11 protein-coding genes are annotated in these 12,869 nt (G+C 35.2%); all 11 read left to right on the top strand.

The genetic code is table 11. The features are described 5' to 3' along the window. Window positions 1-12: 12 nt before the first annotated feature. The 11 genes from MHI11_RS09200 (at window position 13) to MHI11_RS09150 (ending at window position 12,828) form a co-directional block, all read left to right on the top strand. Entirely contained in the window at window positions 13-2,544 is a 2,532-nt protein-coding gene (locus MHI11_RS09200; RefSeq protein ID WP_340960891.1) for an RNA dependent RNA polymerase, read from the top strand. A 225-nt stretch (window positions 2,545-2,769) separates the two neighbouring features. Further along, window positions 2,770-3,045: an HU family DNA-binding protein gene (locus MHI11_RS09195; protein WP_340911540.1), complete on the top strand. Its 276-nt coding sequence runs from the start codon at window positions 2,770-2,772 to the stop codon at window positions 3,043-3,045. Window positions 3,046-4,029: 984 nt separating this feature from the next. Continuing rightward, window positions 4,030-4,221 (top strand): YonK family protein, encoded by a 192-nt coding sequence (locus MHI11_RS09190; RefSeq protein WP_217012366.1) that lies wholly within the window; start codon window positions 4,030-4,032, stop codon window positions 4,219-4,221. Between the two features lie 14 nt (window positions 4,222-4,235). Next, complete coding sequence (locus MHI11_RS09185; protein WP_340960889.1) at window positions 4,236-5,411, top strand: hypothetical protein; 1,176 nt, start codon at window positions 4,236-4,238, stop codon at window positions 5,409-5,411. 71 nt (window positions 5,412-5,482) lie between these two features. Further along, window positions 5,483-5,887 carry a hypothetical protein gene (locus MHI11_RS09180; RefSeq protein WP_340960888.1) on the top strand — a complete coding sequence of 135 codons (405 nt, stop codon included), beginning with the start codon at window positions 5,483-5,485 and terminating at the stop codon, window positions 5,885-5,887. A gap of 42 nt (window positions 5,888-5,929) precedes the next feature. Beyond that, window positions 5,930-6,514, top strand: a complete 585-nt coding sequence (locus MHI11_RS09175) for a hypothetical protein (protein WP_340911551.1) — start codon at window positions 5,930-5,932, stop codon at window positions 6,512-6,514. Between the two features lie 76 nt (window positions 6,515-6,590). Next, complete coding sequence (locus MHI11_RS09170) at window positions 6,591-7,514, top strand: hypothetical protein (RefSeq protein ID WP_340911553.1); 924 nt, start codon at window positions 6,591-6,593, stop codon at window positions 7,512-7,514. Further along, window positions 7,501-9,270, top strand: a complete 1,770-nt coding sequence (locus MHI11_RS09165; RefSeq protein ID WP_340960887.1) for a terminase large subunit domain-containing protein — start codon at window positions 7,501-7,503, stop codon at window positions 9,268-9,270. The genes MHI11_RS09170 and MHI11_RS09165 overlap by 14 nt, the downstream gene beginning before the upstream one ends. Window positions 9,271-9,339: 69 nt before the next feature. Next, window positions 9,340-10,815 (top strand): hypothetical protein, encoded by a 1,476-nt coding sequence (locus MHI11_RS09160; RefSeq protein WP_340913833.1) that lies wholly within the window; start codon window positions 9,340-9,342, stop codon window positions 10,813-10,815. Window positions 10,816-10,852: 37 nt separating this feature from the next. Further along, a complete protein-coding gene (locus MHI11_RS09155; protein ID WP_340911556.1) occupies window positions 10,853-12,274 on the top strand; it encodes a hypothetical protein in 1,422 nt (473 codons plus the stop codon). A gap of 17 nt (window positions 12,275-12,291) precedes the next feature. Continuing rightward, window positions 12,292-12,828, top strand: a complete 537-nt coding sequence (locus MHI11_RS09150) for a hypothetical protein (protein WP_340911558.1) — start codon at window positions 12,292-12,294, stop codon at window positions 12,826-12,828. The last annotated feature ends 41 nt before the right edge of the window (window positions 12,829-12,869 follow it).

Here is a 12,869-nt window from a genome sequence, read left to right as displayed (position 1 = left end):
AGGAGAGCGCTTTTGGGGAGAAAAACAAATGATTTAAGTAAGCAAGTATTTATCTATAGTCTCGATACTTCTAGTTTTTATAATGACCGAGAGAATTTATTACATAGAAAGATTTTAAAGTCTTATAGATATAGAGATTTGCTTAAAACACATAATGGGGATACCAAAAAAAATAAGAAATACATAAAAAACAGAATCGCTAAATTAAAACAGGAGTTAAATCAAGCCTTCAGTGAACATGAAAGTGTACGAATGCTTAGAGCTGACACGTTAACTGACAATAAAAAGATCGCTATGTTTGATTCAGTTATGACTCGCACCCTAGGTATAAAAGAAAACAATTTTTCTGATGATGTAATTGTGGTTCAGGTTTACCACTTTCAGGTGTTCAAGAGCATTCTTGATAAAGGTTTTGTACATAACAATGAACTTTATGTTTACTTTACAAGTTCAGCAGGTCAAATCAGAACTAAAAAAGCTTGTTTTATTAAGAAGTCTACATATGATAAATATCAAAACTCATTAACTTGTGGACTTAGTCTAGATCACATCAATTCTAAAGGCGGTATGAACATTAATAAGTGGAATGCATATCTCGCATTATCCAATAGTGCAAGCAGCCACTGGGATATTGATATAAGTAAAACAGTTGTAGTTGATGATTTAGAGACTGAAGTAATGAGTGAAGTGGATTATATAAATCGAGACACATACGAGATTACTAGAAAGAAAATGAATATCCCTATCGAACACACAGACGGCTGTGGTATTATATCTCCTCAGCTCAGCAAAAAAAGTTTTATGGTTAGGCTTCCTTGGGTTAAGGGCTTGTTAGTTCCTTTTGATTTTCACAAATTTGCTGACAAACACAATAAATCCAAAATAACAGATATATACGGAAAAGTGTGGGATATTAAAAATGATGATATTCAAATCATATTTACTAAATCACAGTTTAAAATGTGGAAGTATTACTCCTCTTGGGATGAATATCAGAATAAATTTATCCAGTTTGCATGCCTTGGGGCAAGATTAAACGAAGAAGACACTACTGTAGAAGGAAAACTTACATATCAAATGCTTCAGACGCTTACGGATATTACATATGATGAACTCAAGTCGATCAGTGAAAAGACAATCAAGGAAATAAAAGCAATTGGAAATGACAAAGATGTGATGATGAAGGTTATGGGAGCTACTGAAAATCGAAAATTTAGATCACCATTGCAAGATTCCCTTCTCCTCTACCCACAGCTTTTAAATGATGACTATGTAAAAGAAACAATCAAAAATAAAAAGAAGAGCCTTGTTAAAGATGCGAAATCAGGAAAATTACAAGTTGAGAACTCCAGGTATACATATCTTTGTCCTGATTTATACGCTTTCTGCGAAAAACTGTTTCTAGGAATTAGTAATCCTAACGGGCTTTTAAATGGTAGTGATGTTTACTGTTCCTTGTATGATAGTGGAGATATTGATGTTCTACGCTCCCCTCACCTATATCGTGAGCATGGTATTAGAAATAATACTCGTAATAAATTATTGGATGAATGGTTTATTACAAAGGGTGTATACACAAGCATCCATGATCCAATTTCTAAGTTGCTGCAGTTCGATAATGACGGAGATAAAGCTCTTATTATATCGGATCCTTACTTTGTAGATATTGCTAAGAGACATGTAGTGGACATCGTTCCCCTTTACTATGAGATGGGAGTAGCCAATAAACAGGTAATTAACAGCAAAAACTTGTATGAATCACTGACCAATGCTTATGCGGTGAACATTGGTGAGTATAGTAACAACATTACAAAGATTTGGAACAGTAACTCTGTAAATATTGATGTCATCAAATGGCTATGCGCTGAAAACAACTTTGCTATCGACTATGCCAAAACACTTTTTATGCCGACTAGACCAGAAAATGTAGATGAGCAAATCAAAAATTACATAAAAGACAAAGTACCTTTCTTCTTTGTTCATGCCAAGGACAAAGAGCACACCTCTGTGCAACCGATTAATGAAAGCACTGTTAATAAATTGGACAGTATCATCCCAACTGAAAGAATCAATTTCAAAGCTGTGGCTGGTATTTTCGATTACAACTTTCTATTAAAGAATAAACGCATCAAAGAAGATGAGCAGTTAGTTAAGGAATACATAAGGCTTGATCGAAACAAAAAATGGCTTACAAATAAAGAAGAAACTAAGCCAAATCAAAAATTATACGTTTATAAACTAATTAGAGAACGACTGCTTGAAATAAATAGCGATGAACAGTATGTTGTGGATGTTCTTGTGAAACATCTATACAAAAAGAAAAGCAGATATAAAGCAACGTTGTGGGAATGTTTTGGTGAGACCATACTCAATAATCTAAAAAGGAATTTAAAAACTTTCAAAGGTTGCGTAAAGTGCGGACAAATCTATAAGCCTACCTCTAACAACTCTAGTTTTTGTTCAAAGTGTTCAGTCACAATTGAAAAAGAAAAACATAGAAAAAGACAGAAATTATATTCATCCAGGATAAAAATGACGGTTTAGGAAGTACCTTGAGCCCTAGAGCCACAAGGGTTACAGCGTTTTTGTGCAAAAATAAGCCTAGTGAAAAGTGGCTTCAACCTTACAGCCACAAGGGTTTAGACCACTTTTGGAGATAATCGTCATAAGGGAGGTAAAAAGCAAATATCCAAATTAAAAAGGTTAGTATATCTCCCCTCCCCAATTTTAAAAAAATAAAAATTACACATACAATCAGGAGGAATTAGAATGAATAAAACAGAATTAGTTTCAGCAGTGGTTGAATCAACAGGATTAGCAAAGAAGGAAGTTGCATCAGCTGTGGATGCAACATTACATGCAATTGAGTCCACTCTTAAAGAAGAAGGTCAAGTTAAGATTGCAGGATTCGGAACATTTGAAGTAACTACACGAGCAGCCCGTAAAGGTCGAAATCCGCAGACTGGTGAAGAAATTGATATTCCTGAAACTAAAGCACCGAAATTTAAAGCTGCAAAAGCACTTAAAGATGCTGTAAAAGGTTAATTTTATTCAAATCAATAAATAACACACTTCTGCAATATTAGAGGTCTTTCACGAATATGGGGGTATTCGTGGCTGACTAATGATTATTAATAGAATAATAGTCATTAGTGGGTTGACCACCCTGTACAATTTTGTTCTCCAAACTGTCTCACTCCCTTTCATAAGATAGGTCTGGCTCAGATTTTAGGAGATGGCTACTCCTGAGTCGGATAATATTCATTTATATAGGTTTGGACTCCCCCTCTTCAACTTATACCAAATGAATATTATCGGGCTACTAATGCCAATAAGTCTTCACGCTCAAATGCGACTGTATCCTAGCAGGGGCTTATTATAGGAGGCATTTTGCTCGACAATTAAAACTAATTGCGGTGTTGAGCTTCGGCCTTCACTTAAGGTGATTGGATGCGTCCGATCTTCTTTTAAACTATATTTTCCCAAGCATGTACCTTCTCACACAAGGTAAAGAAAAACCATGCAGAATAAGAGACTGGCGATCTACACGCAATGTATGTAGATAAGGGCGTGTGACCTGACAAGCGCAACAGAATTTGTCTCAAGAAAGGTTTATCATAGGTCTTACCTTTCTATTGATTATTATGTATTAGTGGTAGGGACTACCCCACGTTAAAAAAAAGAAATCCCGTAGAATAACCAATCATTAAGTAGCGATGGTTTCTCCACTGGCAGGGAGTTAAAATACGTGCCAGTAAGCGTGTTTCACTATCCTATCGACTTACTCAGAGTCTGTCGACTACAAAGGTTTCAATCGCTGAACCCGTAATCAGCGTACCACCCTGTCTTATAAAGATAGGGTTATTTTAATTAGTAAATTCCTTCGGGTGTTTCCCCAGCACCCTTCCGACTTTTCTTTTTTATCCCCTTCTTCTCTCCTTTTTCGGGTGTTCCAATGTGTCGGCATTGGACATCCGAAGGAATTTATTCGGTTTAAAATAAAATTACATACTATCTGGAGGTTTTAAAATGGCAAGCAAGCAAACTGTCACAGTTGATTTAAAAGGTATTTTTGATATGGATGTTATGGAAGTTGTTGAACGAACAAAAGACTCTGAAAAAAATCCGTATGACCTAAAAGAAATTTTATCTAAATTTAACGGAAAACAGGTAAGTATCTCGATCAAAGAAGTGAATGAGCTTCCTGTTAAATACGAGTAAAGGTTGGTGAGTAAATGAGCGTAAATGTAAATCCTGATTTACGACGTGGAAAAGACGAAAGCTTTGATGATTATTTTATTCGATTACATACAAATAAACACGATTATAAAATCGACAATTTCGTTATCAGAGACTTACTGAATGAAGAATCTGGCGAAAATTACAGCGAAAGCAAATGGCGCAAAGACTTCGCTCAATACCGTAGATGGGCTGACTTTCATGTAAACAAAAACCTGGATAAAGAAATTGTCGATAAATATGATGAAATTAAGATTGAAGCCGCTAAAGCAGAAGTCCGTAGACGTGATCAGAATAGAGAGTTAACCAAGAAGATTAGAAATTCCGCTCGTTTTGATCGTATCCGTGATGATTTGACTGAAGCAATTTTGAATTTAGAGAAAAAACGTCCTCTTAAATTCTCCTCCCCTCCCCCTTCAACATCTGATAAGCATGGTCTAGCACTGTTCAGTGACTGGCATTTCGGAATGGACATCAACAATCGAATTAACACTTTTAATGAACAAGTATTCAACGAGAGAGTTCAGAAACTAACTCAGGACGTTATTAAACACGGTAAATCAAATGGGATTTCAACTCTGCATGTAGCTAATCTTGGAGATTTAATTGGTGGACTAATACATGTTTCAACACGAGTTCAAGCTAATACTGATTCTATAGAGCAAATTCAATACGTCACAGAAACATTAGCTGAGATTTTGGCAGCATTCGCTAGTGAGTTTGAACAAGTTAAATTCTATAGTGTTGCAGGAAACCACGGTCGCCTCTCCCCTTCTAAAAACGATGTAGGCATTAAAGAAAACTTCGAGTATTTAATTAACTGGTATTTAGAAGCTCGCCTAAGCCACATCTCAAATATCACTATTGAGCAAGAGCAAGACGGTTTCATCCCTACAAAAATTAAAAATCAAGAAGTTGTGTTTGTGCATGGTCATTATGATCGGGTTGATCAGTGTGTAACACGGCTACCTCAATTACTTGGTTATATCCCTTCTTACATATTCGGTGGACATGTTCACCACAATTACGAAAAAGAATACGGCAGTACGACTGTAGTTGTTAATGGAGCTTTAGTAGGCGCTGATACTACGCTATGCAAGGACGCTTTGGAACTAAGCCTTCACAGAAATTCATGGTATTTGATGAAGAAGGTATTGAAGCTACATACATAATTCGTTTTAAAGTTTGTAAATAGTTGAATAACACTTTATAGGGTTGCGACCAATCGCTACAAGGAGAAAATATGCAAACTATTGATTTCGTAAAAAAAAGTACCACAAATACATTTGTTGAAATTGAGAGCAAGTCCAGTGAAAAGCGACTGCCATATACAGAAATTAAAACCTTGGTGAAAACAGCTAGAGAGTTAGTTTCTATATTGAGTTCTTCACTGACTGTTGAACAGAGAATGGATCATTCGGATTTCTTTAAGGAGTCCACAGAAAAACTGAAAGCAATCGAAAATGATTTGCAAATAGCGTTAACGAATTCTCTAGAAAAGAAAGATTATAAAGCTCACTTCTCTCTTTCTAACACTTATAAAGATGTCGTAGGTCTAAAAAAGCAACTGTATGTGCCTATTGATGTAAAGCAATTAGGAGAAGAAATAAAACGATTAGGCGGCTACGGGACGGTTAATTTAGTTTAAAACTTTAATTTTAACTTAATTTATTGATGAGGATGATGAATGATGATTGAGAACCAAAGCAAAGACCATATTGAATTCTTGCGTGAACATTTGGAAATTCTAACTAGACTAAAGGAAACTGGATATAGATGTGATCGTGAAATCAATGATGTTCTATCAAAATTACACGGAATTGTTTTTAAACAAAAACCTACCATTAGATTAGGTGACAATAGCTTTATCTCTAATGGAGGAAAAGCAACAAATAAACTCCGATTTGGTTTAGTGGACTCTGAATTAAATAAAAGGTTTAGGGAAGCACAGCCGAAATTGGCACAAGTAAATGCTAAAGATGACAGAGGCAAAGGTAAAACCACTATTCTTTTCAATTGCTGCTACGATGATAGTGCGTTGATTGTGGTGGGAAATTTAACTATCGCTAAATTATATCGTGAATTATACCGAGTTGTTCTTGAGAAAAATGGTGTTTTTCAGCTCAAAGGAACAGCTGAATACATTCTAACAGTTGATCAGCTTAATGGTAGAAAAGGCAACGCTTACATTGATGAATCTGTCAGTGAAAAACAACTACAGATTATCAAAGAGAATCAAGATATTGAAATTTTAGGCGGATTCTATACTGCTTAAACACATTTTTAGAGCGTCTAGTTGATCTGGGCGTTTCGTAAAATGTGTTTTTATTTTTAATTGGAGGTGAACAAAATTGGCAGTCAGTAAATTGACATGCACGTGCTGCGGAAAAGAGCAAAGTGCAATACAATTCTATAAATCTGAGTCACCCTTTAACAAAAACTCTGGGAAAATAAGTGTTTGCAAATCGTGTTTACAGGAAGAATTCAAAAAGGCACCTGAAGACATTAAACACGTACAGAGTATCTTTCGAATGATTGACAGGCCATTCATTTATGACATTTGGATGTCTTCTCAGGAAGAAGCTAAATTAAAGAGTAAGGGTAATCAATTGAATGTTTTCGGCACCTATATGAAGAACATCGGTATGAAGGATTTCATTTCTAAGAATTGGTCAGACAGTGAATACGACGTGGAAGAACAAGATGAATACACTAAACAGCTCCTATTATCAAAAAGTGATAGTGATATATCAGAACAAGACATTCAAGAATTGATTCACTTTTGGGGGCGTGGTTTAGATTATGAAGATTATGTTTGGCTTCAAAACGAATATGTTGACTTTACTAATCGCTACGAATGCGACTCTAAAGGCATGGAGCTTTTAATAAGTCAGATATGTATGACAATGCTTGATATTAGAAAACGAAGAGAAAATGGAGAAAAAGTAGATCAGCAGCAAAAAACACTGCAAGATCTACTTGGTTCAAGTAATTTAAAGCCTGTTCAAGAAACTGGAGCAAACGGGGCTGAACAAGAAACTTTCGGAACACTGCTGAAAAAATATGAGAATGAAAGACCTGTTCCAGAGCCTGAAGAAAGATGGAGAGATCCTGATAAGATTTCAAAGTACATCAAGGTTTTCTTTTTAGGACACCTATCTCGTATGTTAGGTGTTAATAATAAATATTCTGATGAATATTGGGAAGAAATTGATCAGCTTACCGTTAATGAACCGATTGAAGAAGATGAGGAAAATTCTGATGGTCACAATTAACAACTTCAAACCAGATAGTCATAAAAGAACCAAAGGTATAAACATTTTCAAAAAGACAAGAAATTTTGAAAAAAAAACAAAATCAGAGAGGTTGATGGAAGGTATTGGAGTGTGGGCATCGTTTTATAGAGCCAACCCTCACCGTTTTGTAAGAGAATATCTTGGTATCACTCTGAAATTATTTCAATGCATCTTGATTTATATGATGGTTCATAACCATTACCTTATGTATCTTGCAAGTCGTGGTCAGGGGAAAACATGGCTAACCTCAGTTTACTGTTGTGTACAGGCTATCTTGTTTCCTGGGACAAAAATTGTAATTGCCTCTGGCACTAAAGGTCAAGCAAGAGAAGTTATTGAAAAAATAGACGATCTGAGGAAAGAATCGATAAACCTAAAAAGGGAAATATCTGACCTGAGAACTTCTTCTAATGATGCTAGAGTTGAGTTCCATAATGGCAGTTGGATAAAAGTTGTTGCTTCAAATGATGGAGCACGTTCAAAAAGGGCTAACCTGCTAATTGTTGACGAATTCCGAATGGTTGATTTTGAAATCATTAGTAAAGTTTTAAGGAAATTTTTAACTGCCCCCCGCTCCCCTCGATATCTTGAAAAAGAAGAATATCAACATCTAAAAGAACGAAACAAAGAAATTTACCTCTCCTCATGCTGGTACAAAGTTCATTGGTCTTATAATAGGTTTTTAACTTATTTTAATGCAATGATGAAAGGTTCAAAGTATTTCGTGTGCGGGCTACCATATCAAATCGCTATTAAAGAAGGTCTTTTAGATAAAGATCAAGTTAAGGATGAAATGTCCGAAGAAGACTTTGATTCAGTTGGATGGTCAATGGAAATGGAAGCACTATGGTTTGGCGAATCAGAAAAAGCATATTTCAAGTACGAAGATTTAGAGAAAAATAGAAAACTGGCCTCTCCCCTTTTCCCTCAAGATTATTATTCGTTAATTAAAGATTCCAATTTTAAATATGAGCCGAAAAAACCTGGTGAAATAAGACTGGTTTCAAATGATATTGCTACAATCGCTGGCAAAGAAAATGATGCAAGTGTTTATACTGTTTTTAGATTATTGCCTAATGCCACTGGATTTGATAGACATATTGTATATATGGAAAGTTTGGTTGGTGGTCATACTGGCACGCAGGCAACTAGAATACGCCAATTGCAAGAAGACTTTGAATGCGACTATATTGTTTTAGATACTCAAAATGCTGGAATTGGTGTCTATGATGCGCTTTGTCAACCTCTTTATGATAAAGATAGAGCAAAAGAATACGAGCCTATTTCTTGTATAAATGACGATAAACTAGCAGATAGGTGTACATATCAACATGCCAGTAAAATCATATATAGTATTAAAGCTTATGGGCAATTGAACAGTGAAATAGCAGTCTTATTAAAGGATGGATTTAAAAGAGGAAAAATCAAAATGCCTGTTAGTGAGAATGAAGGCAAAGAATACATGAAAAAATTCAAAGGATATGAATCATTACCTGAAGAAACGAAAGCTAAGTTTATATCAAGCTATGCCCAGATAACATTGCTGATCAACGAAATGATCAACCTTGAAGCTGAGTATGCAGACAACGGACAAGTCAGGTTAAAAGAGCCTAAGAGTAAAAGGAAAGACAGGTATAGTTCTGTTGCCTACGGAAATTATATCGCTTCTTTGCTTGAACGAAACATGAATAAGAAACATGATTTTGACGATGATGATGATTTAGTATATTTCTAATAGATTAGAGGTGAAAAAGTGACAAAAAAAATTAAACAAGTTGATATTGAATCTGAAGAATATAAGCAAATGTTGAATGATTTCGAAACGTATACATCTACTTATGCTACTGGTTTTGTTTCGAACTTGTTTTCAAAAGGGATTATAAATGACGTAACTGCTGAACAATTAAAAAAATATTTTTCTTCACCTGATGAACACCAAGATGACATCGAAGATTTAGCCAACTATTTTTATGTATCCACTGCAGAAATTCATCAACTTTTCGAACTAATTGAAGCTCTACCTATATTAAATTTCAAAATAGATTCCTTTGAAAACCCCGATGCTTCAGAGAGTCATATTAAAACAATAAAAAAAGTATTGCATAAGAATAAACACAAGCGTTTAACTAGGGATTTGATGAAACAAACAGCAGCTGCGGGTACTTTGATTGGAATTTGGCTAGGTGATAAAAAATCCCCTTACCCCTTCATCTTCGATGGATTGAAATATGTGCAGCCCTCTTATCGTAGAAATGGTGAATGGGTATGCACATTAGATATGAGTTTTTTTGACAATATTTCAGATAATGATGCCCACCGCAAAGACCTCATTTCGAATTTCCACCCTTATATTACATATCAAGATTATCAAAATTTCCAAAAAGATACCGTTCGATATAAACATAAAGAGCTTCCTCAAAATAGAACGTTCTGTCTTAGAACTGGAACTCTTAAGAGAAATCAGGGTCTAGGTACATCTTGGGTTGCCCCTGGTCTATATGACGTTCTTCATAAGAAAAAGCTTAAAGATGTTGAGCAATCCATTGCGAATAAAATTATTAATGCGGTTGCGGTATTGACAATTGGTACTGATAAAAATAATGGAGATTACAGTAACCAAAAACTTCCTAAGCCTATCAAACAAAAGATTCACTCTGGAGTAAAGCAAGCACTAGAGAAAAACCAAACTGACGGTGTAACTGTCGTTTCCATCCCAGATTATGCAAGCTTAGACTTTCCTGATGTTAAAACTGACGGTTTGGATGGCAAGAAATTCGATCATATAAACAACGACATTCAATCTGCATATGGTCTTTCTGGCTCTATGTTAAATGGCGAAGGTGGCAACTATGCAACATCTTCATTGAATTTAGATACCTTTTATAAAAGAATCGGAGTTCTTTTGGAAGATATTGAACAAGAAGTTTATCAGAAATTGTTTAATTTAATTCTTCCGAAGAACCAAAATGACAATTACTATATTGTATACGACAAAGAGAAACCGCTGACTCTCAAAGAGAAAGTTGATTTACTGTTGAAATTGAACGATAAAGGATGGTCTATTAAACATGTAGTTGACAATATACCTGGGGTGTCGTGGGAATCATATTTAGATCAAACACTTCACGAAACCGAAACATTGCAACTGCAAGATAAAATCAAGCCGTACCAGACATCATATACATTCTCAGGTAACGATCCAGGGAATATTTCTGATGACACTTCGACTAATGAAAACACTTTAAAAACAAAATCATCAGACGGGAATAACACTCCATAGCTCTTCCCTTTTTGTCTTTGGAAGGAGGTGAAAATACTTGAAAGACAAACAAAAGAAAATTGATTATAAACTTCAATTAAATGAAATTAAAGCAAGTGATGATCCATCCAAGTTATCTTGTACATTTGTCATTTTTGATTTTGAAAAGTCTCATAATAATACAGTAATTTCAAAAGAAGTAGCCCTTGAAACAGCTGCTACCATTATCAATAAGCCAATTGTTGCAAAGTACAATGAGGTTGATTCCACTGGAACAGCAACTGATTCATTCGGGTCACATGAGGCATATTTAAGCACTGATAAACATGGTGATTTAGAGGTGAAGATGGACACCGCAGCAATCGGTGTTTTCACAAGTGAGGGCTATATTATGGAAATGTTGGGCTCTAATGGAGAAAAGACTGAAGTCCTTGCTGCTGATGCCATTCTATGGAGATCACGTTTTAAAGATGCTTGTGATCTACTTTTAGAATGGAACTCTAGAGGAATAAATATTAATACAAGTTGCGAGTTATTGTATTCAAATTACACATTTAAAGACGGTATTGAATACCTTGAGTCACCTGTTTATTTGGAAGGTCATGCTATTTTAAACTCTGAAAAGCGTGGAGATCAAGATGTTGTCCTGCCTGCATATGATTCAAGCAAACTACTAAGTTTCAATGAAAAAAATAAATTCGAAAAGCTTGTTGCTCAAGCGATTATTAATGAAAAAGAAGGTGAAAATGTGAAATTCAAAAAAGTTTTTGAGTTGTCTCACAGTGATATTAGATCGCTATTGTACTCTAAGCTGGATCCACAATTAGGAGTCAATGTATACTCGTATATTTGTGATGTTTATGAAGATTACTTTGTCGTCAACATTGAAGATCACAACGCAGAGACAGACTTATATTACAAGTACAATTACACAAAAAATGATGACATTGTCGAAATCCAATTCGACTCTAAACAAGAAGTGTTCCTTAAGAGAAATTGGGAAGAGGTTACTTCAGAAGAAGTCAAGAATCAGCTTAATGCAAAAGATCAGCAAATCAGTGATTTAACAACTAAATTGTCTGCTAAGGAAGATATAGAATCTAAATTCAATAGCGCAAGCGAAAAACTAGTGCAGCTCAATCAAACGGTTGAAGAGTTAACCCCTTTTAAAGAGCAATACGAGAAAGTTCAATTCGAGGCTCGTTTAAAAGAAAAAAGTGAACATTTTAAAGCTAAATTTAATGCGTTGAATGCATCGGATAAATTCGAAACTAACGAAGTTCAAAAACTTCTATCAGAAATTGCGAAACAGGATGATTATTCGGATAAAGCTTTATTACAACTGAATTCTATTCTGGTTGATTTGGTTTCTACTAATATCTCTCCTACCGAGATCCCCCCTCTCAGAGAACAATCCAGTATTCGTAAAGAGTTAATTCCAGAAGATGATTCATTCGAAGCAAGATATTATATTAAATAATTGGAGGCAAAAATTAAATGGCTACTAAATTACAAAAAGCTATTACTGAAGTAGGTAAACATACTACAGGCAATTTAAATTCATTAAAAATTAAAACAGTGGCGCACGGCGCTGAAGTATCTGGTTCTGATATTGATAATTTCACATTAGTGGAACTAGGATTCAATTCAGACGGAGATCGTATTGCGAAAAAATTGTCTGATAAGGCGAAAAAAGCTTATTTGATTGCGACTCCAGAAACTCGTTACATGGGTGAATCACTAAGAGACTTTTACAATGGTGAAGGTGAACGTGCAAGAATCGTTATTCTAGAGCCCGCTTATACTCGCTTCGATGTTTCGGCATTCACGCTTAACACTGGTCAAACTGAAGTTAAACGTGGACAAGTGGCTCATTTCGACATTGCTTCGGATAAATATATTCTGAGTGATGCTGCAGCGCCACATGAAGACTATGAAGACTCTTCAGCTAAATTCCTAGTAGTTAATGGTGAAGATGACCTTAGTTATACGATGGGTCAAAAACTTGTTCGACTTGAAGTAATTGAAGCTTAAGTAATTACACACAAAAATTTCTCAATAAAAGGAGCATTTTA

This window comes from Bacillus sp. FSL K6-3312 (assembly GCF_038007485.1).
GTDB lineage: Bacteria > Bacillota > Bacilli > Bacillales > Bacillaceae > Bacillus > Bacillus pumilus.
The sequence above is the reverse complement of the archived record's forward strand: the minus strand, read 5'-3'. Positions and strand labels throughout refer to the sequence as shown.

Excerpts from the sequence above, each read along its gene's own strand:
- MHI11_RS09180 (WP_340960888.1), top strand. The coding sequence starts at position 5,483 with ATGCAAACTATTGATTTCGTAAAAAAAAGTACCACAAATACATTTGTT.
- MHI11_RS09185 (WP_340960889.1), top strand. The coding sequence starts at position 4,236 with ATGAGCGTAAATGTAAATCCTGATTTACGACGTGGAAAAGACGAAAGC.
- MHI11_RS09165 (WP_340960887.1), top strand. The coding sequence starts at position 7,501 with ATGGTCACAATTAACAACTTCAAACCAGATAGTCATAAAAGAACCAAA.
- MHI11_RS09160 (WP_340913833.1), top strand. The coding sequence starts at position 9,340 with ATGTTGAATGATTTCGAAACGTATACATCTACTTATGCTACTGGTTTT.
- MHI11_RS09190 (WP_217012366.1), top strand. The coding sequence starts at position 4,030 with ATGGCAAGCAAGCAAACTGTCACAGTTGATTTAAAAGGTATTTTTGAT.
- MHI11_RS09150 (WP_340911558.1), top strand. The coding sequence starts at position 12,292 with ATGGCTACTAAATTACAAAAAGCTATTACTGAAGTAGGTAAACATACT.
- MHI11_RS09195 (WP_340911540.1), top strand. The coding sequence starts at position 2,770 with ATGAATAAAACAGAATTAGTTTCAGCAGTGGTTGAATCAACAGGATTA.
- MHI11_RS09175 (WP_340911551.1), top strand. The coding sequence starts at position 5,930 with ATGATTGAGAACCAAAGCAAAGACCATATTGAATTCTTGCGTGAACAT.